General features: G+C 59.1%; 21 protein-coding genes and 1 pseudogene. 12 read left to right on the forward strand and 10 right to left on the reverse strand.

Going from position 1 to position 23,961, the window contains the following annotated elements; genetic code table 11:
- The first annotated feature begins 116 nt into the window (after window positions 1-116).
- Window positions 117-1,058, forward strand: coding sequence for a drug/metabolite exporter YedA (gene yedA, locus AC1MEE_RS29075; protein ID WP_480412873.1), 942 nt, complete (start codon window positions 117-119; stop codon window positions 1,056-1,058).
- 39 nt (window positions 1,059-1,097) lie between these two features.
- The gene (gene rhlE1 / locus AC1MEE_RS29080; protein ID WP_480412874.1) at window positions 1,098-2,432 is read left to right on the forward strand and encodes an RNA helicase RhlE1; all 1,335 of its coding nucleotides are present in this window, start codon (window positions 1,098-1,100) and stop codon (window positions 2,430-2,432) included.
- Window positions 2,433-2,559: 127 nt separating this feature from the next.
- Here rhlE1 and AC1MEE_RS29085 read toward each other — a convergent pair whose 3' ends face one another.
- Window positions 2,560-3,816, reverse strand: coding sequence for a TIGR03862 family flavoprotein (locus AC1MEE_RS29085; RefSeq protein WP_480412875.1), 1,257 nt, complete (start codon window positions 3,814-3,816; stop codon window positions 2,560-2,562).
- A gap of 210 nt (window positions 3,817-4,026) precedes the next feature.
- Window positions 4,027-4,947, reverse strand: coding sequence for a histone deacetylase family protein (locus AC1MEE_RS29090; RefSeq protein ID WP_480412876.1), 921 nt, complete (start codon window positions 4,945-4,947; stop codon window positions 4,027-4,029).
- 133 nt (window positions 4,948-5,080) lie between these two features.
- Here AC1MEE_RS29090 and AC1MEE_RS29095 point away from each other — a divergent pair, with 133 nt between their 5' ends.
- From AC1MEE_RS29095 to AC1MEE_RS29105, 3 genes are all read left to right on the forward strand, one after another.
- Entirely contained in the window at window positions 5,081-5,650 is a 570-nt protein-coding gene (locus AC1MEE_RS29095) for a GNAT family N-acetyltransferase (protein WP_480416373.1), read from the forward strand.
- 148 nt (window positions 5,651-5,798) lie between these two features.
- Window positions 5,799-6,668, forward strand: coding sequence for an acyl-CoA thioesterase II (gene tesB, locus AC1MEE_RS29100; RefSeq protein ID WP_480412877.1), 870 nt, complete (start codon window positions 5,799-5,801; stop codon window positions 6,666-6,668).
- On the forward strand, window positions 6,665-7,258 hold the full coding sequence (locus tag AC1MEE_RS29105; RefSeq protein WP_480412878.1) for an HAD family hydrolase: 594 nt from the start codon (window positions 6,665-6,667) through the stop codon (window positions 7,256-7,258). The genes tesB and AC1MEE_RS29105 overlap by 4 nt, the downstream gene beginning before the upstream one ends.
- A gap of 324 nt (window positions 7,259-7,582) precedes the next feature.
- Here the strand turns inward: AC1MEE_RS29105 and AC1MEE_RS29110 are convergent, their stop codons facing one another.
- The 4 genes and pseudogenes from AC1MEE_RS29110 to AC1MEE_RS29125 all read right to left on the reverse strand — a co-directional run bounded on the left by AC1MEE_RS29110 (window position 7,583) and on the right by AC1MEE_RS29125 (window position 11,187).
- Window positions 7,583-8,566: an alpha/beta hydrolase gene (locus AC1MEE_RS29110; protein WP_480412879.1), complete on the reverse strand. Its 984-nt coding sequence runs from the start codon at window positions 8,564-8,566 to the stop codon at window positions 7,583-7,585.
- Window positions 8,567-8,570: 4 nt separating this feature from the next.
- A pseudogene (locus AC1MEE_RS29115) lies at window positions 8,571-8,802 on the reverse strand (neutral zinc metallopeptidase); the annotation flags it as partial.
- A gap of 7 nt (window positions 8,803-8,809) precedes the next feature.
- Window positions 8,810-9,895 (reverse strand): tRNA (uridine(54)-C5)-methyltransferase TrmA, encoded by a 1,086-nt coding sequence (gene trmA / locus AC1MEE_RS29120; protein ID WP_480412880.1) that lies wholly within the window; start codon window positions 9,893-9,895, stop codon window positions 8,810-8,812.
- On the reverse strand, window positions 9,892-11,187 hold the full coding sequence (locus AC1MEE_RS29125) for an NCS2 family permease (protein WP_480412881.1): 1,296 nt from the start codon (window positions 11,185-11,187) through the stop codon (window positions 9,892-9,894). Before AC1MEE_RS29125 ends, trmA begins: the two co-directional genes overlap by 4 nt.
- 255 nt (window positions 11,188-11,442) lie before the next feature.
- Between AC1MEE_RS29125 and AC1MEE_RS29130 the strand changes: the two genes are divergently transcribed.
- From AC1MEE_RS29130 to AC1MEE_RS29145, 4 genes are all read left to right on the forward strand, one after another.
- Window positions 11,443-11,991: a DJ-1 family glyoxalase III gene (locus AC1MEE_RS29130; protein WP_480412882.1), complete on the forward strand. Its 549-nt coding sequence runs from the start codon at window positions 11,443-11,445 to the stop codon at window positions 11,989-11,991.
- A 93-nt stretch (window positions 11,992-12,084) separates the two neighbouring features.
- Complete coding sequence (locus AC1MEE_RS29135; RefSeq protein ID WP_480410535.1) at window positions 12,085-13,509, forward strand: IS1182 family transposase; 1,425 nt, start codon at window positions 12,085-12,087, stop codon at window positions 13,507-13,509.
- Between the two features lie 523 nt (window positions 13,510-14,032).
- On the forward strand, window positions 14,033-14,974 hold the full coding sequence (gene choX, locus AC1MEE_RS29140) for a choline ABC transporter substrate-binding protein (RefSeq protein ID WP_480412883.1): 942 nt from the start codon (window positions 14,033-14,035) through the stop codon (window positions 14,972-14,974).
- Between the two features lie 87 nt (window positions 14,975-15,061).
- The gene (locus tag AC1MEE_RS29145; RefSeq protein WP_480412884.1) at window positions 15,062-15,994 is read left to right on the forward strand and encodes an alpha/beta hydrolase; all 933 of its coding nucleotides are present in this window, start codon (window positions 15,062-15,064) and stop codon (window positions 15,992-15,994) included.
- Between the two features lie 231 nt (window positions 15,995-16,225).
- Here AC1MEE_RS29145 and AC1MEE_RS29150 read toward each other — a convergent pair whose 3' ends face one another.
- On the reverse strand, window positions 16,226-17,650 hold the full coding sequence (locus AC1MEE_RS29150) for an IS1182 family transposase (RefSeq protein ID WP_480410535.1): 1,425 nt from the start codon (window positions 17,648-17,650) through the stop codon (window positions 16,226-16,228).
- Between the two features lie 285 nt (window positions 17,651-17,935).
- Complete coding sequence (locus AC1MEE_RS29155; RefSeq protein WP_480412885.1) at window positions 17,936-19,183, reverse strand: MFS transporter; 1,248 nt, start codon at window positions 19,181-19,183, stop codon at window positions 17,936-17,938.
- 345 nt (window positions 19,184-19,528) lie between these two features.
- On the opposite strand from AC1MEE_RS29155, the gene AC1MEE_RS29160 reads away from it, so the two are divergent.
- From AC1MEE_RS29160 to AC1MEE_RS29170, 3 genes are read left to right on the forward strand one after another with little or no spacing between them, the layout of a single operon-like run.
- Window positions 19,529-20,971 carry a cytochrome ubiquinol oxidase subunit I gene (locus AC1MEE_RS29160; RefSeq protein WP_480412886.1) on the forward strand — a complete coding sequence of 481 codons (1,443 nt, stop codon included), beginning with the start codon at window positions 19,529-19,531 and terminating at the stop codon, window positions 20,969-20,971.
- Window positions 20,972-20,974: 3 nt separating this feature from the next.
- Window positions 20,975-21,982 carry a cytochrome d ubiquinol oxidase subunit II gene (gene cydB, locus AC1MEE_RS29165; protein WP_480412887.1) on the forward strand — a complete coding sequence of 336 codons (1,008 nt, stop codon included), beginning with the start codon at window positions 20,975-20,977 and terminating at the stop codon, window positions 21,980-21,982.
- 11 nt (window positions 21,983-21,993) lie between these two features.
- Window positions 21,994-22,161 (forward strand): DUF2474 domain-containing protein, encoded by a 168-nt coding sequence (locus AC1MEE_RS29170; RefSeq protein WP_480412888.1) that lies wholly within the window; start codon window positions 21,994-21,996, stop codon window positions 22,159-22,161.
- Between the two features lie 127 nt (window positions 22,162-22,288).
- Here AC1MEE_RS29170 and AC1MEE_RS29175 read toward each other — a convergent pair whose 3' ends face one another.
- Both AC1MEE_RS29175 and AC1MEE_RS29180 read right to left on the reverse strand, forming a co-directional pair.
- Entirely contained in the window at window positions 22,289-23,413 is a 1,125-nt protein-coding gene (locus tag AC1MEE_RS29175; RefSeq protein WP_480412889.1) for a methyltransferase, read from the reverse strand.
- Between the two features lie 126 nt (window positions 23,414-23,539).
- The gene (locus AC1MEE_RS29180; protein ID WP_480412890.1) at window positions 23,540-23,776 is read right to left on the reverse strand and encodes a helix-turn-helix domain-containing protein; all 237 of its coding nucleotides are present in this window, start codon (window positions 23,774-23,776) and stop codon (window positions 23,540-23,542) included.
- Window positions 23,777-23,961: the final 185 nt, after the last annotated feature.

A 23,961-nucleotide genomic window follows, 5' to 3' on the forward strand; every position in this document is an offset into this window, starting at 1 on the left:
CCAAACATCTGTTAATTGAAAAGTCTTTTGGCTTGAGAAACACGTTTTGCTGCTTATTTTTCCCTTGGGGCTTTCATAAGATAAGCAGCCATAGGACAACTTATTCAGAGGCTAGTATGCCGACCCCCCATCGCTTCCCGTTGTTATTGATTGGCGCTTTTTTCGCGCTGTATGTGATCTGGGGGTCGACCTATCTGGTCATTCGCATCGGCGTCGAATCCTGGCCGCCGCTGCTCTTGGCAGGCGTTCGGTTCATGATCGCCGGCTGCCTGCTCTACGCCTTCATGCGCTTTCGCGGCGTGCCGGCACCCACCTGGAAGCAATGGAAGGCTGCCGGCATGATCGGTTTTCTGTTGCTCGCCTGCGGCAACGGCGGCATCACGCTGGCCGAACACGCGGGCGTGGCATCCAGTGTTGCCGCGCTGGCGGTGGCTGTGGTGCCTTTGTTCACGCTGCTGTTCGGTTTGTTGTGGGGCCATCGCAATACGCGTCTGGAATGGGCCGGGATTGCACTCGGACTGGTCGGTATCGGCCTGCTCAATATGGGCTCCAACCTGCAAGCCAGCCCGTTCGGCGCGGCGCTGGTGATTTTCGCGGCAGCCTCCTGGGCATTCGGCTCGGTCTGGAGCAAAAGCCTGCCACTGCCTGCCGGTCCCATGGCCAGCGCCGCGGAAATGATCGTCGCCGGTGTCGTGCTGTTGATCGGCAGCGCCTTGAGCGGCGAGCATCTGCAACAAATGCCCAGCGCGGCCGGCTGGGGTGCCCTGGCGTATCTGGTGGTGTTCGGTTCGATCGTGGCGTTCAGCGCCTACATGTACCTGCTGAAAAACGTGCGTCCGGCAGCCGCGACCAGCTATGCGTACGTCAATCCGGCCGTGGCGGTGATGCTGGGCATTGTGTTTGCCGGTGAGCACATCGGTGTCGCGGAGTGCCTGGCGATGACGGTGATCATCAGCGCGGTGGTGCTGATCGGTTTACCGCAGTGGGGCAAGCGTCCCGCCCTGGAGCAAAAACCGGAACAAGAACAGGAACAGGCTGGATCCGTGCGGACAGGGTAAACTGCGCGCCTTGCGCTGAATTTCCCCTACGGTATCCCCATGACATTCGCCACTCTCGGCCTGATCGAACCCTTGTTGCGTGCCCTTGAGGCCCTCGGCTACCAGACTCCGACGCCTGTGCAGACACAGGCGATTCCTCCGGTGCTGGCGGGCCGCGACTTGATGGCCGCCGCCCAGACGGGCACTGGCAAGACCGCCGGTTTCGCCTTGCCGCTGCTGCAACGCCTGACCATGGAAGGCCCGAAAGTGGCCTCCAACTCGGTGCGCGCACTGGTGCTGGTGCCGACCCGCGAACTGGCTGAGCAGGTTCACGAAAGCATTCGTCAGTACGCTGAACACCTGCCGCTGAGTACGTACGCGGTGTATGGCGGCGTCAGTATCAATCCACAGATGATGAAACTGCGCAAGGGCGTCGACGTGCTGGTGGCCACACCCGGTCGTCTGCTCGATCTGTATCGGCAGAAGGCGCTGAAATTCTCGCAACTGCAAACGTTGGTGCTCGACGAGGCCGACCGCATGCTCGATCTCGGTTTCTCCGAAGAACTGCGCGACATTTATGCCGCTTTGCCCAAGCGTCGCCAGACTTTGCTGTTTTCCGCGACCTTTTCCGACGCCATTCGCCAGTTGGCCGGGCAAATGCTCGATGACCCGCTGACCATCGAAGTCAGCCCGCGCAACGTCGCGGCGAGCTCGGTCAAGCAATGGGTGGTGCCGGTCGACAAGAAACGCAAAACCGAGCTGTTCATTCATCTGCTGAAAAAACAGCGTTGGAGCCAGGTACTGGTGTTCGCCAAGACCCGCGTCGGTGTTGATCAACTGGTCGAGCGGCTGCAAGGTTTAAGCATCAATGCTGACGGCATCCATGGCGACAAGCCTCAGGCAACGCGGCAACGTGCACTGGACCGCTTCAAGGCCAGTGAAGTCCAGATTCTGGTTGCCACCGACGTCGCCGCTCGCGGCCTGGACATCGATGACCTGCCAACGGTGGTCAACTTCGATCTGCCAATCGTGGCCGAGGATTACATCCACCGCATCGGCCGTACCGGACGTGCCGGCTTGACCGGGGAAGCGATTTCGATGGTCTGCGCCGATGAAGTTGAGCTGCTGTCGGCCATCGAAACCTTGACCCGCCAGACCCTGGAGCGTCATGAAGAGCAGGACTTCGAACCGGAACACCGCGTGCCGACCACCGACGCCAGCGGCCAGATCCTGAAAAAGCCGAAGAAGCCGAAAAAACCGAAAGTATCAGGCGGTGGCAAACGCAACCTGGGCAAATGGGTGGACAGCAACGAAACCGCTGCCGACGTGCCCGCCGTCAAGGCCGTGCGCAAAGTGCCGGTGTTCAATACCGGGCCGCGCAAGAAAAAGCCTTAAATTTGCGCTGATCACCTGTAGGAGCTGCCGAAGGCTGCGATCGACCGGGAACCGGTCGCTTTCTTGAGACCGCTGAAGGTCGTGCCGGTCGAGCGCGACCCCGGCCTTTCGCAGCCTTCGGCAGCTCCTACAGGGATTCGGTGCGGTTTGTCAGCCGCAACCACTCCACCATTCCCAACCCTGCCGCTCGGCCACTGGCGAAGCATGCCGTCAGCAGGTAGCCGCCGGTCGGCGCTTCCCAGTCCAGCATTTCTCCGGCGCAAAACACGCCCGGTAGTTGTTTGAGCATCAAACCTTCCGTCAGCGCTTCGAATGGCACACCACCTGCGGTGCTGATCGCCTCGTCCAATGGCCGGGCTTTGATCAACGTCAATGGCAACGCCTTCAACGCCTTGCCCAGCAACTGCGGATCGGAGAACGATTCAGCAGGCGCCAGCTCGCGCAGTAATGCCGCCTTGACCCCATCAATCCCTAACTGACTGTGCAGATGTTTGGACATCGAACGCGAACCACGGGGTTTTGCCAGCGCCTTTTGAATGTCGCCAATCGCCTTGCCCGGCAGTAGATCGATCTCTACCGTCGCCAAACCCTGCTGATTGATCTGCTCGCGAATCTGCGCCGACAACGCGTAAATCAGGCTGCCTTCGACGCCGATCTCGGTCAGTACGCATTCGCCCAGGCGAGGCGTTTGCCCTGGCAGCCCAATGGCGATGTTCTTCAGGGGGGCGCCTGCAAATTTGCTGCGCATCAGCTCGCTCCAGCCCGCCACTTCAAACCCGCAGTTGCTCGGTTGCAGTGCCGTCATGGCGATGCTCCGTTGCTCCAGCCATGGCAACCACGCGCCGTCCGAGCCGAGCCGCGCCCAACTGGCGCCGCCCAACGCCAACAGCACTGCATCGGGTTTGATCGTCCGTTCGCCTTCGGCATGGGCAATGCGCAACTCACCTTCGGCGTTCCAGCCCAGCCAGCGGTGGCGGGTGTGGATAACTACACCCGAATCGCGCAGGCGCTTGAGCCAGGCACGCAACAGCGGCGCGGCTTTCATGTCCGTGGGGAAGACCCGGCCGGAACTGCCGACAAAGGTCTCAATGCCCAGCTCGTGAATCCAGTGACACAGCGAGTCGGCACCAAAGTCGCGTAGCAACGGGCCGATGAAGGGCGCGCGCTCGGCATAACGCGAGAGAAAAGCCGGGTAGGGCTCGGAATGGGTGATGTTCATTCCGCCCACGCCCGCCAGCAGGAACTTGCGACCGACCGAAGGCATGGCGTCGTACAGATCGACCTTGATCCCGGCCTGGCTCAAGACCTCGGCCGCCATTAGTCCCGCAGGACCGCCGCCAATGATCGCGACTGAATGAGCAAGAGCTGAAAGAGTGGGGGTCATGGCGCACTGCGGATCGGCGAAGTAGGCCGCGCATTCTACCCGAGGACAGGCGCTCTGTTCAGGGCTGTGCGCAGGATCAGCCTGTGGAAAACTTCTGATCAAAAAACATACAGCTCTCGCCAGCCCTTGCGGTATAGGGCCTCGAGAGGCTTTCACTCAGGTTATCCACAGGCAGTTCCACAGCCATTGTGGACAGTTAACGCCGGAACGTCAGTTAAGCCCCGCAGACGTCCAGACCTTTTGCGCACTGTGGTGCAGGATGCCGTGCCGCCGCGCCAATGCCGCGCGATCCTTGCTGTAGCCGCCGCCAATCACGCCGACCACCGGAATGTCGCGATGCAGGCAATGGCGCAGCACCGCTTCGTCGCGAGCGGCCACGCCGGCATCGGTGAGTTTCAGGTAACCGAGGGCATCGTCCTTGTGCACATCGACCCCGGCGTCATACAGCACCAGATCCGGCTGGTAGATCGGCAACAGGTAATTGAGCAGGTCGTCGACCACTTTCAGGTAGTCGTCGTCGCCCATGCCCATTGGCAGGGGGATGTCCCAATCACTCTGGGCTTTGCGCGCCGGGAAATTCTTTTCGCAATGTAGCGAAACGGTAATCGCATCCGGCGTATCAGCAAGGATGCGCGCGGTACCGTCACCCTGATGCACGTCGCAATCGAAGATCAGCACGCGCCCGACCTGGCCGCTTTCGAGCATATAGCGGCTGATTACCGCCAGATCGTTGAAGATGCAAAATCCGGCCGGATGGTCGTAGTGCGCGTGGTGCGTGCCGCCCGCCAGATGGCACGCCATGCCGTGTTGCAGGGCTTGCTCGGCCGCCAGCAGAGATCCGCCCACCGCACGCACTGTGCGCTGTGCCAGGGCTTCGCTCCACGGCAATCCAAGGCGGCGTTGGTCTTCGCGAGACAGGTCACCGTTCATGTAGCGTTGGATGTACGCTGGATCATGGGCCAGGGCCAGCACGTCGGAGGGACAAAGCTGCGGGCGCAATAGCTGGGCGTCGGTGGTCAGGCCACTTTCAATCAGGTGATCGCGTAGCAAACGGAATTTATCCATCGGAAAACGATGTTCAGCCGGGAAATCCGGGCTGTAATCATCATGGTAGATGAGTGGCAGGGACATGTTGCGTCCGATCAGAGATGGAACACCGATCTTGCCAGCAATGGCCTTGTCAGCACAGCGCCTTGGTTGGGAGGCGCCTGAGCGGCGGGCTAGATTGACGAGCCATTCACTGGCCGGTTATGGGAGCAAACCGATAATGCCGATACTCGAACTCAACAGCGCGCGATTATTGATGCGACAGTGGCGCGATGACGATTTGCCGGAGTTCGCAGCGATGTGTGCCGACCCACAGGTGATGCGCTATTTCCCTGCGCCCATGAGTCGTCTGGAAAGTGCGGCCTTTATCGGGCGGGTGCGGGGGCATTTCGCCGAGTTGGGTTTTGGCCTGTGGGCACTGGAGCGCAAGGACACCGGCGCGTTCATCGGTTTCACCGGGCTGGACCTGGTGAGTTTCGACGCTCACTTCACCCCGGCCGTCGAAATCTGCTGGCGCCTGGCCCGTGAACATTGGGGCCTGGGCTTTGCCAGCGAAGCGGCGTGGACCGCTCTGGGTTGCGGTTTCGAGCGCTTGGGGCTGGATCAGATCGTGTCTTTTACCGCGCAGAGCAACCTGCCGTCGCAGAAAGTCATGCAGGCCATCGGCATGCAACATGACCTGGCCGATGATTTCGAGCATCCAAAACTGGCGGACGGTGATCCGTTGAAACCTCATGTGTTGTATCGGATTACCCGGCGACAATGGCTGAAAACCCTGAATGGATGAGCAAGGCTGGCGCTGACAAACTCTGTATCATTTGCACCTTGACCGCGCAGACGGTGGTGAGCCCTTAGGTTCCTGCCAGCCTCTGCCTGATTACGTCGCCCGCCGCAGCCCTGAAGGCGCAGCATTGTTTTGTGTGAGGAGTTCCTGAATGAGCCAAGTATTGGATGATCTGGTTGCGCTGCTGACCCTGGAGCCGATTGAAGAAAACCTCTTTCGCGGGCGTAGTCAGGACCTTGGTTTTCGTCAGTTGTTCGGCGGGCAGGTACTCGGCCAATCGCTGTCGGCGGCCAGCCAGACCGTCGAAGATGAGCGCCATGTGCATTCGCTGCACGGCTATTTCCTGCGTCCCGGCGATGCAGCTCTGCCGGTGGTGTATCAGGTCGATCGGGTGCGCGATGGCGGTAGTTTCAGTACCCGTCGCGTCACGGCGATCCAGAAGGGACAGCCAATCTTTACGTGTAGCGCATCGTTCCAGTACGACGAAAAAGGTTTCGAGCATCAGACCCGGATGCCACAAGTCGTCGGGCCGGAGAACCTGCCCTCGGAACTGGAGCTGGCCCAGCAGCGTACGCATTTGATCCCTGAGCACATGCGCGAAAAACTGCTGTGTCCCAAACCGATCGAATTCAGACCGGTGACCGACGTCGATCCCTACAATCCGCAGCCGAGTGAAGCGGTCAAATACGTCTGGTTCCGCGCCGATGGCAGCCTGCCGGACGTGCCGGCGCTGCATAAATATCTGATGGCGTACGCCTCGGATTTCAATCTGCTGACCACGTCCCTGCAGCCTCACGGCAAGTCGATATTTCAGAAGGACATGCAGATCGCCAGCCTCGACCACTCTCTTTGGTTCCACGCCGACCTGCGCGCCGATGACTGGCTGCTGTACGCGATGGACAGTCCGTGGGCCGGTAATTCCCGTGGTTTCTCGCGGGGCAGCGTGTACAACCGCGCAGGGCAATTAGTCGCCTCTGTCAGCCAGGAAGGGCTGATCCGTCACCGTAAGGACTGGGCGTGAGTCTGGCGCAGGTTCGACATTGGGTGTTCGACATGGACGGCACCCTGACCCTCGCCGTGCATGATTTTCCGGCGATCAAGCGTGCGCTGGAGATTCCGCTGCAGGACGACATCCTCAGCCATCTGGCCGGGCTGCCGCCTGAGGTTTCAGCGGCCAAGCATGCCTGGCTGCTGGAGCACGAGCGCGAACTGGCGCTGGCTTCGCAGCCGGCGGCCGGTGCGGTCGAGTTGGTGCGTGAGTTGGCGGCGCGCGGATACCGTCTGGGCGTCCTCACCCGCAATGCCCGCGAATTGGCACATGTGACGCTTGAGGCGATAGGCCTGGCGGATTGTTTTGCTGTCGACGACGTTCTGGGTCGCGACGAAGCGCCGCCAAAACCCGATCCGGGTGGTCTGTTGAAACTGGCTCAGGCGTGGAATGTCGATCCGTCGCAGATGGTGATGGTCGGCGATTACCGCTTCGATCTCGACTGCGGTCGTGCGGCAGGCACCCACACCGTACTGGTCAACCTGCCGGAAAATCCCTGGCCGGAATTGACCGACTGGTACGCCACCGATTGTTTTGCATTGCGCGAGATGCTGGCGGTTTAAGAGGAGGCCCCGCCCTGTCTTCGACGCCGCACTGTCGCGCAGCAAACTGGGGCTAGATTCTGCCCGGAGGGCGTAGGAGCTGACTTGTCTGCGAAAAGGGCCGAAGGACCTTCATGCGGTGGTGAATTCACCATTTTTGCCAGCGCTGCGCACTGGATCGCAGACAAGTCAGCTCCTACAGTCGATCGGTGCCTGGCTTAAGATTTATATCTTATTTATCAATGAGTTAACGGCGTTTGATAGGAGCGAGGTGCGCTTGGTTCTTGCCTGCGATTGCGGTATGTCTGGCACACCGCATCAAGCTGATCGCAGGTAAGTCAGCGCCTACAACGGCCTGAACAACGCCGCCTGGCCTTCGGGTGAGGTAAATATCGCATCACCGTCATGCCCCACGCCTGGTACTTCAATTAACTGCTGGGGCAGCCCTTCGGGATGACGCTGTTGCAGATAGTTGAAGAAGTTATGCCCGCGGATCAGGCGATTGACGCCTTGAGCTTCAGCCCCGCAGGTTTTGTCCAGTACCGGGTGATTGGGGTCGGTATCGAGCTGACCCAACAGGTAAGTGACGTCGCGGCTCATATAGGTCTGTTCAATCTGCTCGGCCGTTTGTTTACTGGCGTAAGACGGCAATTTGTTCATCCCGTATTTCCAGGTATCGAACCCTGGGCAAGACTTCGCGTCCACCGCTTCAGGTCGTTGCGCGTTGAAATACGCGTAGGACGACGGGTTGGCGATCACGTAACGCAGCTTGATGCCGGCTTTCTGCAACTCCCCACCGCCCTTGCCGAGTAGCACGTAGCGCTGAACCACCTGTCCACCGCCCGAGTGCCCGGCGATGACCACTTCGCGCAACGCAGGGAACAGCTTGCGATCGCTCAGCTTCGCCAAAATCCCATCGATGACCGCAAAGGAACTCACAGGCACCGGCCCGACAGCAGTGTCACCTTCCATCCAGTCACTCCGGTGCCAGCGCAGTATCGAATCTGGCAGTTGGTGTTTGGCGATGTCTTTCTGGTTAAGGAACTGCGGTGCGATCAGCAAGGTAGTGGTGCGAAACCCGGACCGATAGGCGGCACGTTCGGCGCTGCGCAGGTAGGTTTGAGCGTTGCGCAAGCCGCCGTGAATGATGATCACTGCCCGTAGCGTTCTTGGCTGCGGCTGTTTCCAGTCTTTGCTCAGCCCGACAGTCGCCTGACCGCCGTTGATAGCCAGCCGCTGGGGGCTCAGGGCATTCACCGCTTGATCCGCTGCATTCGCCGTAAGGCTCAGGAGGGTGCTCAACAACAGGACCAATAACGGTTTTATCATGTGATTAAAGGCTCTTTGCGGCGAAGGTGTCGCACTGATTGAGTTGGCCCTGAGCATAACCGGTCTTGGACCAGCGCACGCGCTGTGCCGAGGTGCCGTTAGTGACCCTGTTGCTGCAAGCGATCATCGCCAACGGCGTTGACCGCTTTCAGGGCTTCTTCAATATCACCCAGCTCGAACCAATTCAAACGCTTTTGTGCGTTATTGGCCCGGATACCGGTCAAACAGTTCGTTTGTGGCGCCTTATCTGCGAACCAGCAACACGCCCGACTCCATGTGGTGCGTGTACGGAAACTGATCGAACAGCGCACAACGCTCTATGCGGTGGGTGTCGTTCAATTGCTCGATGTTCGCTGCCAGGGTTTCCGGGTTACAGGAGATATAAAGGATGCGTTCGAAGCGCCGGGTCAGTTCGCAGGTGTCCGGGTCCATGCCCGCCCGTGGCGGGTCGACGAACACGCTGCCGAATTCGTAACTTTTCAGGTCGACGCCCATCAGACGGCGGAAAGGACGAACTTCGTTCAAGGCTTCGGTCAATTCTTCGGCGGACAGGCGCACCAGTGTCACGTTGTCCACGCCGTTGTCGGCCAGGTTGTTCAGGGCGGCGCTCACCGAGGTCTTGCTGATCTCGGTCGCCAGCACTTTGCGCACGCGGGTCGCCAAGGGCAGGGTGAAGTTGCCGTTGCCGCAATACAGCTCCAGCAGGTCGTCTTCGCGCTGGCCGAGGGCTTCAAATGCCCAGTTGAGCATCTTCTGGTTCACCGCGCCGTTAGGCTGGGTGAACGAGCCTTCCGGTTGCTGATAACTGAAGGTCCGACCGGCCACTTGCAGTTCTTCGACCGCATAGTCGCGACCGATTACGATGCGTTTGCCCTTTGAGCGGCCAATCACGCTGACACCGAGGTCGGCCGCGAGTATTTCCGCAGCCGCTTGCCAGGTGTCATCCAGCGGCCGGTGGTAGCAGAGGGTGATGATCGCGTCGCCCGCCAGCGTGGTCAGGAAGTCCACCTGGAACAGCTTGAAGTTCAGCGTCGCGCTGGCTTCCCAACGTGCGCGCAGCATCGGCATCAATTCATTGATGCGCTGGCTGGCGATGGGGAAGTCGTCGATCAGGATCGGCGTGCGGTTATCGCCGGGGGCGAACATCGCATAGAAGCGTTGCTGATCCTCGCGCCACAAGCGGAACTCGGCGCGCAGGCGGTAGTGCTCAAGCGGCGAGTCGAACACCTGCGGCTCGGGCGCATCGAACGGCGCCAGCAATTCACGCAGGCGCGTGGTTTTTTCTGCGAGCTGGTGACTGTAACTCGCGGGGTCGAAGGGAACACTCATGCGTTAAACCAGCCCAACTTGATCACGAACAGAATCGACAGGATCACCAGCGCGGGGTTCAGGTCGCTCCAGCGCCCGGACAAGGTTTTGATGGCTGTCCAGGAAATGAAGCCAAAGGCAATGCCGTTGGCGATGGAAAACGTGAAGGGCATCGCCAGGGCGGTGATCACCACTGGCGCGGCGACAGTAATGTCGTCCCATTCTATTTCAGCCAGCCCCGACATCATCAACACCGCGACAAACAGCAGCGCAGGTGCGGTAGCGAATTCCGGGACGCTGCCCGCCAGCGGTGCAAAGAACAGCGACAGCAGGAACAGAATCGCGACCACCACAGCGGTCAAACCGGTGCGGCCGCCGGCGCTGACGCCCGCTGCCGATTCGATGTAACTGGTGGTGGTCGAAGTACCCAGCAGCGAACCGGCCATGGCTGCGGTGCTGTCGGCGATCAGGGCGCGGCCCATCTTCGGCATGTAACCGTCCTTGCCCATCAGACCGGCGCGTTTCGCCACACCGATCAGGGTGCCCGAGTTGTCGAACAGGTCAACGAACAGGAAGGAGAAGATCACGCTGAACAGGCCGATGTTCAATGCGCCCTTGATGTCCAGCTGCAGCAGGGTTGGCATCAGCGAAGGCGGTGCAGACATCACGCCATTGAACGGAGAGAAACCGAGCATGATGGAGACGATGGTCACCGCCAGAATGCCGATCAGCACTGCACCTTTCACTCGCAAGGCTTCAAGTGCGACGATCAGGAAGAAGCCAAGGATCGCCAGAATCGGCCCCGGTTTTGCCAGGTCGCCCATGCTCACCAAGGTGTCCGGGTTAGCGACTACGATGCCGGCATTTTTCAGGGCGATCAGCGCCAGGAACAGGCCGATACCAGCAGCAATCGCCGAGCGCAGGGGAAGGGCGATGCTGTTGATGATCCATTCGCGAATCTTGAAGATCGACAGAATGAAAAACATCACGGCCGAGATAAACACCGCACCCAGCGCCACTTGCCAGGTGTAACCCATGTGCAGGACGACGGTGTAGGTGAAGAACGCGTTGAGGCCCATACCCGGCGCAAGCGCGATCGGGTAGTTTGCGATCAGGCCCATGACGGTAGAACCGATGGCCGCTGCCAGGCACGTAGCGACAAACACCGCACCTTTGTCCATGCCCGTCGCGCCGAGAATGTTCGGGTTGACGAACAGGATGTAGGCCATGGCCAGGAAGGTCGTGACGCCCGCAAGAATCTCGGTGCGCACATTGGTGTTGTGTGCATTGAGTTGGAACAGCCTTTCCAGCATGTCTTGCTCCCCGTGACGCGCCCTGCGTCGTGAATTGATCGACTAAAACAGCAAAGCACAGACTGTCGGATAAGCCTGCACATTTCTGTGGGTCGGAAAAAGCCGCGCATCATACCAGCAGCGTGTGTGGATGGCTGCTGGCGGATGTTCAGTGAAAAGCATGCAGGATTTCGGCCATTCAAGTTATCTACGCGCAACAACTGCCGGGTAATAAAAGCTGACTAAGCTCAATGCATCACTGCAAAGGATTTAGTTATGACGTTAAGAGCCCTGATCACCGTCGCTGACGGTATCGACGACCTGCAAAGCGTGACCCTGATCGATGTGCTGCGGCGTGCCGAGATTGAGGTGGTCGTGGCCAGCATCGAATCGCGGCGCATGCTGACCGGCGCACGCGGAACCCGTTTGACCGCCGATGCAATGTTGGTCGATGTGCTGGCGCAACCCTTTGACTTGATCGTGTTGCCTGGCGGCATGCCGGGTGCGTTGCATTTGGCGAACCATCAACTGCTGAGCCAACGAGTGAATGAACAGGCTAAAGCGGGGCACTTTTATGCGGCTATCGGTGAAGCCCCCGCACTGGCGTTGCAGGTATACGGCGTACTCAAACAACGGCGTATGACCTGCAATCTCGGATTCAGCGATCGATTGTCGGGCTGTTCGTATATCGATAAACCGGTGGTAGTCGACGGCAACTGCATCACTGCACAAGGCTCCGGCGCGGCGTTGGAGTTTGCCTTGACGCTGGTGGAACAGCTTTGCGGCAAGAGCAAGCGCGCGGCGGTGGGCAAGTTGCTGGGCTGACCCCAGACAACCCCCGTACAGACTGTGTGAAAACCTGGCAATTCTTGCAACGGTCTAAGAAAATGCCTTCATCGGAAGATTGGGGGCATTTTTGTGGCATACATCCAAGGCATAGCGCGCGATCAGAGCAGTCTTTTTCCGGTGTCGCTGGAAGAATCCATTCCGGTAGACCACTTGGTCAGAGTCATTGATGCCTATGTCACCCAGCTCAATCTGCGGGAGCTGGGATTCGACAAGGCTGTCCTCAAGGGCAACGGGCGCCCGCCCTATGATCCGGCAGACCTGCTCAAACTTTATCTCTACGGCTATTTCCTCAGCATCCGTTCGTCACGCCGCCTCGAAGCCGAATGCCTGCGCAACATCGAAGTCATGTGGCTGCTCAATCAGCTCGCACCTGACTTCAAAACCATCGCCGATTTCCGCAGAGACAACGGTGCCGCATTCGCCGCCATCTGCCGACTCTTCATTCTTTTTTGCCGTGAAGTGGGGCTAATCGCCGGCAAGCTGGTTGCTATCGACGGCAGCAAATTCAAAGCCGTGGCCTCCAAGCGCCGTCATATGAGCCTCAAGCACCTTAAGCGCGATGAGGAAATACTGAACAAGAAGATTACCCAGTACCTGGCGGAGCTTGATCGGGCGGACAAAGACGACGCCGATCAGCCTGTGGATAAGCAGAAAGTCAAAGCCGCTTTGGCCCGTCTGAGCAACAAACGAGACAACAACCTGACCCGTCAGCAGGTGATGAAGGCGCTGGAAGTCGAGCAGTTCATCAGCACCGAAAGCGAGGCGCGGATGATGCGGGCGCCGCAAGGCATGGCCGTGGCGTACAACGTGCAGACGGCGGTGGATGCCGAGAACGGCTTGATCCTGCACCACGAAGTGACTCAGGACGGCGATGACCGCAAACAGCTTGAACCCATGGCCAAAGCGGCTAAAGAAGTACTGCAACAGTCAGAGCTGACGGTAGTGGCCGATGCCGGATATTCCCACGGCAAACAATTCCAGGCCTGTGAAGACGCGGGTATCACGGCGTATGTGCCGCTGAATCGAACGATCAACACGCGGGGCGGGGACGTAAAATTCTTTGACCGCACCCAGTTTACGTATGAGGCCCTGGACGATCAGTACCGGTGCCCGAATGGCAAGCTACTGACGCTGACGCAACTGAATCGCGGCACGCGTATTTACCACGCACTGCCCAGTGACTGCGCCCACTGCCCGCTGAAAAGTCAGTGCACCAAGACCTCCCGCCGGAAAGTAACGCGGCATGCGCATGAGGCCGCTTTTGAGCGAATGGAGCAGCGCATGCAGGCGCATCCGGAGAAGATGGTTGAACGAAGGTCCATCGTTGAACACCCCTTCGGCAACCTCAAGCAATGGATCATGGGCAATGGACGGTTCTTGCTACGCCAACTGAAAGGCGCGCGAATAGAGATGTCGCTGGCGGTGCTTGCCTATAACTTTAAAAGGGCGATCAATGTGCTGGGTGCGCGTGAAATGATGGCGAAGATGGGCTAAGCAGCCTTTTTTTGCGCCTGACAAACGTCCCAGGACTGGCCATGGAGCGCTCAAAACGCTTTGTCCCGGCGACGTGAAAACGAACAGCGATGATTTCGGGATCAAAGGCCAAAAACCAACGCCCCGACAAGTCGGGGCGTTGGTTTGAAACATGATCGTCAGGTTTTCACACAGCCTGCGTAGGAGCGCGCTTGCCCGCGATAGGCCGGGGTCGCGTCCGACACGTAGGACCTTCCTGCGGCATTTGCTTCACTATCTTTGCCGGCGCTTCGCACCGGATCGCGGGCAAGCGCGCTCCTACAGTGACCACCATCACACCCACAATCATCGGTGCCTGACACGCCACCCTCGCAGGCAAACCAGCTCCACCCTTCGGGCAGAAACTCAGAATGTCGCTAGAGTGCAAGCGCAGGTCGCACAGGTGCGTTTTATGCGCGATGCCGCTGCGTAATTTGATGCGACACGGCAGCGTTCGATTGCCGCTTTCCTATAAAAATATAACGAGCCAACCGAGGGAGCACGCATGAAGAGATTTATCCGTCGTATCAGTTGTGGTGTGTTGATGCTAAGCAGTACCGCCTTGTTGGCGGCCGAGCCCGCAGCGTGTCAGAACGTGCGCATGGGCGTGGTCAACTGGACGGATGTGATTGCGACCAGCGCGGTGGCTGAAGTGCTTCTGCAAAACATGGGTTATCAGGTCAAGCAGACCAGCGCGGCGCAGCAAATCGTCTTCGGCGGCATACGTGACGGGCGGCTGGATATCTTCCTTGGGTACTGGAAGCCGGCGATGGACAAGAACATCGCCCCTTTCGTAACGGCCAATCAAGTCAAAGTGCTCGAAAAACCGAGTATGAATGACGCACAGGCGACCCTCGCCGTGCCCGATTATGTGGCCGCAGGCGGCCTCAAGACTTTCGCCGATATCGCCAAATTCAAAGACAAGCTGGGCGGCAAGATCTACGGCATCGAGCCCGGCACCGGCGCCAACGGCAATATCAAAGGCATGATCGACAGCAACCAATTCGGCCTGGGCGGCTTCCAGTTGGTCGAGTCGGGTGAGGCCGGCATGCTGGCTGCCGTGCAGCGTGCGATCAAACGTAATGAGTGGGTGGTCTTCGTTGGCTGGACCCCGCACCCGATGAATATCAACATGAAAATCGCTTACCTGAGTGGCAGTGAAGACGTATTCGGTCCGCGTGAAGGTGCCGCAACCGTGTCGGTGGTGACGGCACCGGATTACGCCCAGCGCTGCCCTAACGTCAGTCGTCTGCTGAGCAATCTGACGTTCAACGCGTCCCAGGAAAGCCAGATGATGGTGCCGATCATGGACCGCAAAGCACCGAACGATGTCGCCAAACAGTGGCTGCGCGATCACCCTGAAGACGTGCAACGCTGGCTGGCCGGTGTCACCACCTTCGACGGCAAAGACGCAGCGAAAACCCTGCAGTTAAGCCTCAATCAGTAGTCAGTAATCAATAGGCAGTAACCACCCGCGTCAACGCCCACGTATCTGCCCAGCCCCTCCACAGTCGTGGGGCGGGCTGGAGCTTCCATGACCACGCCTTATCCTTTGTCACCTGAACTGGCCGAATTTGTCTCGGTGACCCTCAGCTTCACTGCCACCGAACCCGGTATCGATGGTCTGCGTGAAGCTTATTCGCGCATGTGCCGGGCATTTACCCCCGAGCGCCCAACCGGTCTTGAAGTGACCGACTTTTCTTTGGCCGATGTGCCGGTGCGCTGCTATCGACCTTCGGGGCTGGTACCGGAAGACGACTGGCCGTGCGTGATTTACCTGCACGGTGGTGGTTGGGTGGTGGGCGATCTTGATTCACACGATTTCGTGACCGCCGCCCTGGCTGCCGATTTGAACGCCGTGGTGATCGCGGTGGATTATCGATTGGCGCCGGAGTTTCCGTTCCCGGCGGCATTCGATGACTGCCTGGCGGTCTGGCGTGCGGTTCAGGCGCAGTCGAGCCGCTTGGGTATCGATCGGCAACGGGTCGCTATCGCGGGGGACAGTGCGGGCGGCAATCTGGCGGCGGCGGTGTGTTTGGCGTTACGTGACGCCGGCGAAGTGCAACCGGCGGGGCAGGGGTTGATTTATCCGGGCTTGGGCGGGGCGGCGAATTTGCCGTCCCGCAGCGAATGCGTCGATGCACCACTGCTAAGCAGCAACGATCTGGAATGTTATCGGGCGCTGTATCTGAGCCGCCGCGAACAGGAAAAACTGCCTTACGCGATGCCTCTGACGGCAACCGATTTCAGCGCGCTGGCCCCGGCGTTCATCGCCGTGGCGCAATTCGACCCGCTACGTGACGATGGTGTCTGTTATCACCAGGGGTTGGTGGAGGCAGGCGTGCCGAGTTGTTTTTATCCGGGGCTCGGTTTGGTGCATGGCTGCTTGCGCGCCCGTGGGCAGGCGGTGGAGGTGGATGCGTTGTATGAACAGCTGGTGGGCGCGTTAAGGGGGTTTTTATTCTAGCGGGCGGGTAAGTAGACCGAGTCGACTCATTCGCAGGCAAGCCTGCTCCCACACAGGCTGTGTGAAAACCTGACGATCATGTTTCAAACCAACGCCCCGACTTGTCGGGGCGTTGGTTTTTGGCCTTTGATCCCGAAATCATCGCTGTTCGTTTTCACGTCGCCGGGACAAAGCGTTTTGAGCGCTCCATGGCCAGTCCTGGGACGTTTGTCAGGCGCAAAAAAAGGCTGCTTAGCCCATCTTCGCCATCATTTCACGCGCACCCAGCACATTGATCGCCCTTTTAAAGTTATAGGCAAGCACCGCCAGCGACATCTCTATTCGCGCGCCTTTCAGTTGGCGTAGCAAGAACCGTCCATTGCCCATGATCCATTGCTTGAGGTTGCCGAAGGGGTGTTCAACGATGGACCTTCGTTCAACCATCTTCTCCGGATGCGCCTGCATGCGCTGCTCCATTCGCTCAAAAGCGGCCTCATGCGCATGCCGCGTTACTTTCCGGCGGGAGGTCTTGGTGCACTGACTTTTCAGCGGGCAGTGGGCGCAGTCACTGGGCAGTGCGTGGTAAATACGCGTGCCGCGATTCAGTTGCGTCAGCGTCAGTAGCTTGCCATTCGGGCACCGGTACTGATCGTCCAGGGCCTCATACGTAAACTGGGTGCGGTCAAAGAATTTTACGTCCCCGCCCCGCGTGTTGATCGTTCGATTCAGCGGCACATACGCCGTGATACCCGCGTCTTCACAGGCCTGGAATTGTTTGCCGTGGGAATATCCGGCATCGGCCACTACCGTCAGCTCTGACTGTTGCAGTACTTCTTTAGCCGCTTTGGCCATGGGTTCAAGCTGTTTGCGGTCATCGCCGTCCTGAGTCACTTCGTGGTGCAGGATCAAGCCGTTCTCGGCATCCACCGCCGTCTGCACGTTGTACGCCACGGCCATGCCTTGCGGCGCCCGCATCATCCGCGCCTCGCTTTCGGTGCTGATGAACTGCTCGACTTCCAGCGCCTTCATCACCTGCTGACGGGTCAGGTTGTTGTCTCGTTTGTTGCTCAGACGGGCCAAAGCGGCTTTGACTTTCTGCTTATCCACAGGCTGATCGGCGTCGTCTTTGTCCGCCCGATCAAGCTCCGCCAGGTACTGGGTAATCTTCTTGTTCAGTATTTCCTCATCGCGCTTAAGGTGCTTGAGGCTCATATGACGGCGCTTGGAGGCCACGGCTTTGAATTTGCTGCCGTCGATAGCAACCAGCTTGCCGGCGATTAGCCCCACTTCACGGCAAAAAAGAATGAAGAGTCGGCAGATGGCGGCGAATGCGGCACCGTTGTCTCTGCGGAAATCGGCGATGGTTTTGAAGTCAGGTGCGAGCTGATTGAGCAGCCACATGACTTCGATGTTGCGCAGGCATTCGGCTTCGAGGCGGCGTGACGAACGGATGCTGAGGAAATAGCCGTAGAGATAAAGTTTGAGCAGGTCTGCCGGATCATAGGGCGGGCGCCCGTTGCCCTTGAGGACAGCCTTGTCGAATCCCAGCTCCCGCAGATTGAGCTGGGTGACATAGGCATCAATGACTCTGACCAAGTGGTCTACCGGAATGGATTCTTCCAGCGACACCGGAAAAAGACTGCTCTGATCGCGCGCTATGCCTTGGATGTATGCCACAAAAATGCCCCCAATCTTCCGATGAAGGCATTTTCTTAGACCGTTGCAAGAATTGCCAGGTTTTCACACAGTCTGCACAGAAGTTCAATCTACTGTGCAGGCTGTGTGAAAACCCCAACAGAAAACTGAACTGCATGTTCGTACGTCAATTCTGAAATAGATCGGCTGTTGGACAGACCTGAATTTCACGTAGGAACGCGATTTTCAGGTCAGTTTTTAATCAGTTAATCGGTCGCGGAGGTTTTCACACAGCCTGTGTGGGAGCAGGCTTGCCTGCGAACGGGATCAGGCCGGCTGCTGCTCTTGCTCCACCACCAGATCACGCATACGGTCGCGCTGGGCCAGGCTCGGGAAGAGTTTGATCCAGATACCGGTGACGGCGAGCGTGCCGATGCCGCCCATGACCACGGCAGGCACAGTGCCCAGCCAATGCGCGGTGAGGCCCGACTCGAACTCGCCGAGTTGGTTGGACGCGCCGATGAACAAGCCATTCACTGCACTGACCCGGCCGCGCATTTCGTCCGGGGTTTCGAGCTGCACGAAAGACGCGCGAATCACCATGCTGATCATGTCCGCCGCGCCGAGCACGGCCAGTACCGCCAGGGAAAACCAGAACGAGGTCGACAGGCCGAAGGCGATGGTGGCCACGCCGAACACGCCCACGGCAGTGAACATCACCCGACCCACGTTGCGCTCGACCGAGAAGCGCGCCAGCCATAACGACATCAGCAACGCGCCGACTGCCGGTGCCGAGCGCAGCAGGCCAAGCCCCCACGGACCCGTCAGCAAAATATCCTTGGCGAATACCGGCAACAACGCCGTGGCGCCCCCGAGCAAAACGGCGAACAGATCCAGAGAAATCGCGCCGAGGATATCCGGGCGGCTGCGAATGTAACGAATCCCGGCCAGCAGTGAATCCAGCGTGGCCTTGGCTTTGTTCAAGGGCGTCTGACGCGCCGGCAGGTTGAGCATCAGCATGCAGGCGATGACGTACAGGAGCACCGTCGGGCCGTAGACCCAGATGCTGCCGAACGCATAAAGAAAGCCGCCCAGCGCTGGCGCGACAATAGTGGCCGATTGTTGAGCCGACTGCGCAGCCGCCACCGCTCGCGGGAACAGATCGCTGGGCACGATGGAGGGCAATAGCGCCTGAGTGGTCGGCATTTCGAAGGAGCGGGCGGCGCCCAGCAAAAAGGAGAGAGTGAAGATCATTGCCGGGGTGATGTTGCCGGTGCTGCTGCCGATCACCAATGCCAGAGCGATCAAGGCCTGTGCCGCCTGGCAAATCGCTGCGACGATGCGTCGGTCATAACGGTCGGCCACGTGCCCGGTGTGCAGCATGAAAATTAATCGAGGTATGAACTGGACCAGGCCCACCAGGCCCAGATCAAGCACGTTGCCGGTCAATTGATAGAGGTTCCAGCCGATGGCGACCGTCAGCATCTGGAAGCCGCTGGCGGTAAAAATCCGGGCCAGCCAGAACGCGATGAACGGACGATGCTGGCGCAGCAGCCTAGGTGCTTGATCAGGCATTGGAAACGCGGCCTTGATGGGATGCGTGAGGTTATCACGCGGTCTGTAACATTTGTTTGCAAGGATGAGAGTGAGAAGAAGTCCACAAAAAGGCGCAGCAACGGGTGAGGCAACTCGTCACGCGACAATCGACCACACAGTTCGCCACCTGAAATGAGTCTACTCTTTGACCGATAGTTGACCTGCATCAAGGTATTTTTCGGTCTTGTATGGCGGGTCGATATACGAAGCCCTGCGTTGCGAAACCATGACAGAGCAATTCCAACACGCAGCACTCCATATCCGTGGGGGCAGTTGGTACTGACCACCGGTCAGTAGCCGGTATCACCTGATAGAGGAAGTCCTATGTTCGGTTTGGAGGCGCTTGATCTCGCCCGAATTCAGTTCGCGTTCACCATCTCGTTTCACATCCTGTTCCCCGCCATCACCATCGGGCTGGCAAGTTACCTTGCGGTATTGGAGGGTTTGTGGCTGAAAACGCAGAACGATGTGTACCGTGATCTGTACCACTTCTGGTCCAAGATATTTGCCGTCAACTTCGGCATGGGCGTGGTCTCCGGGTTGGTCATGGCCTATCAGTTCGGCACCAACTGGAGCCGCTTCTCCGACTTCGCCGGGTCGATTACCGGACCGCTGTTGACCTATGAAGTGCTCACCGCCTTCTTCCTTGAAGCGGGCTTCCTCGGGGTGATGTTGTTCGGCTGGAACAGGGTCGGTCGCAACCTGCACTTCTTCGCCACAGTGATGGTCGCCATCGGTACGATCATTTCGACGTTCTGGATTTTGGCGTCGAACAGCTGGATGCAGACGCCGCAGGGGTACGAAATCGTCAATGGCCAAGTGATTCCGGTGGACTGGCTCGCGGTGATTTTCAACCCGTCATTCCCCTATCGCCTGGCGCACATGGCCACGGCGGCGTTCGTGGCGACGGCATTCTTCGTTGGTTCCTCGGCGGCCTGGCATCTATTGCGCGGTCGCGACACTCCGCAAATCCGCACAATGCTCTCCATGGCGATGTGGATGGCGTTACTGGTGGCGCCTGTACAGGCGGTGATCGGCGACTTCCACGGCCTCAATACGCTCAAGCATCAACCGGCGAAAATCGCTGCCATCGAAGGCCACTGGGAAAACGTCGGCAACGAGCCGACCCCGCTGATCCTGTTCGGTTGGCCGGACATGAAAGCCGAAAAGACCCGCTTCGCAGTGGAAATCCCCTATTTGGGCAGCCTGATCCTGACGCACACTCTGACCGAGCAAGTGCCCGCGCTGAAGGACTTCAAGCCTGAAGACCGGCCTAACTCGACCATCGTCTTCTGGTCGTTCCGGGTTATGGTCGGTCTGGGTTTCCTGATGATCTTTACCGGTTTGTGGAGCTTGTGGCTGCGCATGCGCGGCACGCTTTATCAGTCACGGGCGTTCCTGCATCTGGCCTTGTGGATGGGGCCGTCGGGCTTGATCGCACTCCTGGCCGGTTGGTTCACCACTGAAATCGGTCGTCAGCCGTGGGTCGTCTATGGCCTGATGCGTACCGCCGATGCCTCTTCCGGGCATAGCTTCGGGCAAATGAGCCTGACCCTGGGGCTGTTCGTGGTGGTCTACTTCACCCTGTTCGGCGTCGGTCTGGGCTACATGATGCGTCTGGTGCGCAAAGGTCCGGTCAACAACGAAGGCAAGGAACAGAATCCGGGTGGTCCGGGCCAGAAACGTACGCCTGCACGTCCGCTCTCCGCTGCCGAAAACGGCTCCGAAGTTGGCGACACTCACGACAACCTGAGCAAGGGGAACTGAGTCATGGGTATTGATCTTCCGCTGATCTGGGCTGTGATTATCATTTTCGGCATCATGATGTATGTGGTGATGGACGGCTTCGACCTGGGGATCGGGATTCTTTTCCCCTTCGTCAAGGGCGATTCCGACCGCGACGTGATGATGAACACCGTGGCCCCTGTCTGGGACGGCAACGAAACCTGGCTGGTATTGGGTGGCGCGGCACTGTTTGGTGCCTTCCCGCTGGCCTATTCGGTGGTGTTGTCGGCGCTGTACCTGCCGCTGATCCTGATGCTGATCGGGCTGATCTTCCGGGGCGTGGCCTTCGAGTTCCGCTTCAAGGCCAAGGACGACAAGCGTCACTTGTGGGACAAGGCGTTCATCGGTGGTTCGCTGACCGCGACCTTCTTCCAGGGTGTGGCGCTGGGGGCGTTCATCGATGGTATTCCTGTGGTTAATCGTCAGTTCGCCGGGGGCTCACTGGACTGGCTGACGCCGTTCACGATGTTCTGCGGTGTTGCGTTGATCGTTGCGTATGCGCTGTTGGGTTGCACCTGGCTGATCATGAAGACCGAAGGCAAGCTGCAAAAGCAGATGCACGATCTGGCTCGGCCATTGGCCTTCGTGGTGTTGGCGGTGACCGGTGTCGTCAGTATCTGGACGCCATTGACCCACGCCGAAATCGCCACACGCTGGTTCAGCCTGCCAAACCTGTACTGGTTCTTGCCGGTGCCGATTCTGGTGCTGGTGACCATGTACGGTCTACTCCGGGCGGTGGCACGCAATGCCCACTACACCCCGTTTCTGCTGACGCTGGTGTTGATCTTCCTCGGCTATAGCGGTCTCGGCATCAGCCTGTGGCCGCATATCGTGCCGCCGTCGATCTCCATCTGGGACGCCGCGGCACCGCCACAGAGCCAGGGCTTCATGCTGGTGGGCACGCTGTTCATCATCCCGTTCATCCTGGGCTACACCTTCTGGAGCTACTACGTGTTCCGCGGCAAGGTCACCCACAAAGACGGCTATCACTAGGAGGTAGGGCGATGTCTGGCAAAGAATCCTTTCATGAGCAGGGCCCGCCCCCGAAGAAGCCTCTCTGGCAGCGTGTGGCCTGGCTGGTTGCGATCTACGTCGGCAGCGTGACGGCGCTGGGGATTGTTGCCTACCTGATGCGGCTGCTCATGAATGCGGCGGGTTTGACGACGCACTGAGGTTGCATTTCCCGTGTAGGAGCTGCCGAAGGCTGCGATCCGCCGCGTAGCGGTGGTTCTGTTGAAGGTCGTTCCGACCTTGTCGCAGCCTTCGGCAGCTCTTACAGGTGATTTCTAACGAATTGGATTATTTCCGTGCTTTGAGCACCACGAATTTCGGTGTGGCAGCCACTTGCTCGACGCCGCGAAACAGCCGCGCCAGTTTGCTGTGATACCCCAGATGGCGGTTGCCAACGATATACAGCGCGCCGCCCACCACTAACGCATCGCGCGCTTGCTGGAACATGCGCCAGGCGAGGAAGTCGCCGACCACCTGTTGCTGATGGAATGGCGGATTGCACAGCACCACGTCCAGCGAGTCGGCTTCCTGGCCGGCCAGCCCGTCGCTGGCGCGCACGATGACCTCACGCTCACCCAGCGCCGCCCGCCAATTCTCACGGGCCGACTGCACGGCCATGAACGACTCATCCACCAGCGTATATTGCGCTTGCGGATTGGCCAGCGCGCTGGCGATGGCCAACACGCCGTTGCCGCAGCCCAGGTCCGCTACACGTGCCGAGCCGAGGTTTGTCGGCAGGTGCGGCAGGAACGCCCGGGTGCCGATATCCAGCCCTTCACGACAGAACACGTTGGCATGATTGAGCAGCTCAATCACTGGCTGATCGAGTGTGTAGCGGGTGGGGTAGGGCGAAGGCTGCAGGCCTTTGACTTCGGGGGTGGCAAACAGCAAACGGGCTTTTTTCAGCGCCAGTGACGCCTGCACTGGTCCGACGTATCGCTCCAGCAAATCACCCGCGGCTCGCGGCAGATGCTTGACCATCGCGGCGGCGACCACTTGCGCGCCGGGTGCCAGTTGGCCCTGTAGGCGAATCAGTTGTTCTTCAAGCAGGGCCAGGGTCTTTGGTACTCGGATCAGCACCCAGTCGAACGGCCCGGTCAACGCCTCGCTTGCCGGGATCACCGGCACCGCATCGAAGGGTTGGCCGTTGCGCACCAGGTTTTTCTCCAGTGCTTGAGTGGCCAGAAAGGAGTCACTGCTGCTGACCACTGTCGCGTGGTTGACCAGGCTGGCTGCCAGCGCGCCAAAACTGTCGTTGAGCACCAGCACGCGGCTGTCCAGGGTCAGTCCGTGCTCCGCCACATGGCTGAGCAAGTATTCATCGGCTGCGTCGAACGCCTGCAGCGGCTCGTTCGGTTGGTCAGGCTGGCGGATGAGATCGAGCTGAGCGAAAGGGCTATCAAGCAGGGGCATGGGCAGGAAAACTCTGGGTTTCGGCGTCTATTGCGCAAGTCTCTGATGTCATGACACTCGCAGAAGCCGCCGATTTTACGTGCTTTTGCGCGTGGGCTGCTGGTTTTCCGCGCTGCGATAAAACACTCACAGCACCCCGCTCAAGAGCGCCTGCGCCACGGCTGAGGTTTTGTTGGTCGCACCCATTTTTTTGATCGCGTTGCTGATATGAAAATGGATCGTGCGTTTTTTCAAATTGAGGATGGTGCCGATGTCCTCCGCGGTTTTGCCTTCGGCTGACCATTTGAGTACTTCGATTTCCCGGGTTGACAGAGATAAGCCTATGATTAAGTTCTGCTTTGGGTTTGCTTTCAAGATTTCCATTTTGAGCGTCCATTCTCGGAACTTACGTTTCCAAGTGTAGGAAGTAATCGAGCATAACGATAACGTGGCGGTAGATGGGCCTGTCGGCAGTAAGGGGCAATGGGGGTGTATCGTTGTATTCAATGAGCGTTTGTCGGAGGACACGTTCGTCATAAAACGCCGACTCATGCGGGGGTGCGGGCACC

It is taken from the genome of Pseudomonas sp. ASL3 (assembly GCF_056680425.1).

Excerpts from the sequence above, each read along its gene's own strand:
- yedA (WP_480412873.1), top strand. The coding sequence starts at position 117 with ATGCCGACCCCCCATCGCTTCCCGTTGTTATTGATTGGCGCTTTTTTC.
- rhlE1 (WP_480412874.1), top strand. The coding sequence starts at position 1,098 with ATGACATTCGCCACTCTCGGCCTGATCGAACCCTTGTTGCGTGCCCTT.
- AC1MEE_RS29085 (WP_480412875.1), bottom strand. The coding sequence starts at position 3,816 with ATGACCCCCACTCTTTCAGCTCTTGCTCATTCAGTCGCGATCATTGGC.
- AC1MEE_RS29090 (WP_480412876.1), bottom strand. The coding sequence starts at position 4,947 with ATGTCCCTGCCACTCATCTACCATGATGATTACAGCCCGGATTTCCCG.
- tesB (WP_480412877.1), top strand. The coding sequence starts at position 5,799 with ATGAGCCAAGTATTGGATGATCTGGTTGCGCTGCTGACCCTGGAGCCG.
- AC1MEE_RS29110 (WP_480412879.1), bottom strand. The coding sequence starts at position 8,566 with ATGATAAAACCGTTATTGGTCCTGTTGTTGAGCACCCTCCTGAGCCTT.
- trmA (WP_480412880.1), bottom strand. The coding sequence starts at position 9,895 with ATGAGTGTTCCCTTCGACCCCGCGAGTTACAGTCACCAGCTCGCAGAA.
- AC1MEE_RS29125 (WP_480412881.1), bottom strand. The coding sequence starts at position 11,187 with ATGCTGGAAAGGCTGTTCCAACTCAATGCACACAACACCAATGTGCGC.
- AC1MEE_RS29130 (WP_480412882.1), top strand. The coding sequence starts at position 11,443 with ATGACGTTAAGAGCCCTGATCACCGTCGCTGACGGTATCGACGACCTG.
- choX (WP_480412883.1), top strand. The coding sequence starts at position 14,033 with ATGAAGAGATTTATCCGTCGTATCAGTTGTGGTGTGTTGATGCTAAGC.
- AC1MEE_RS29145 (WP_480412884.1), top strand. The coding sequence starts at position 15,062 with ATGACCACGCCTTATCCTTTGTCACCTGAACTGGCCGAATTTGTCTCG.
- AC1MEE_RS29155 (WP_480412885.1), bottom strand. The coding sequence starts at position 19,183 with ATGCCTGATCAAGCACCTAGGCTGCTGCGCCAGCATCGTCCGTTCATC.
- AC1MEE_RS29160 (WP_480412886.1), top strand. The coding sequence starts at position 19,529 with ATGTTCGGTTTGGAGGCGCTTGATCTCGCCCGAATTCAGTTCGCGTTC.
- cydB (WP_480412887.1), top strand. The coding sequence starts at position 20,975 with ATGGGTATTGATCTTCCGCTGATCTGGGCTGTGATTATCATTTTCGGC.
- AC1MEE_RS29170 (WP_480412888.1), top strand. The coding sequence starts at position 21,994 with ATGTCTGGCAAAGAATCCTTTCATGAGCAGGGCCCGCCCCCGAAGAAG.
- AC1MEE_RS29175 (WP_480412889.1), bottom strand. The coding sequence starts at position 23,413 with ATGCCCCTGCTTGATAGCCCTTTCGCTCAGCTCGATCTCATCCGCCAG.
- AC1MEE_RS29180 (WP_480412890.1), bottom strand. The coding sequence starts at position 23,776 with ATGGAAATCTTGAAAGCAAACCCAAAGCAGAACTTAATCATAGGCTTA.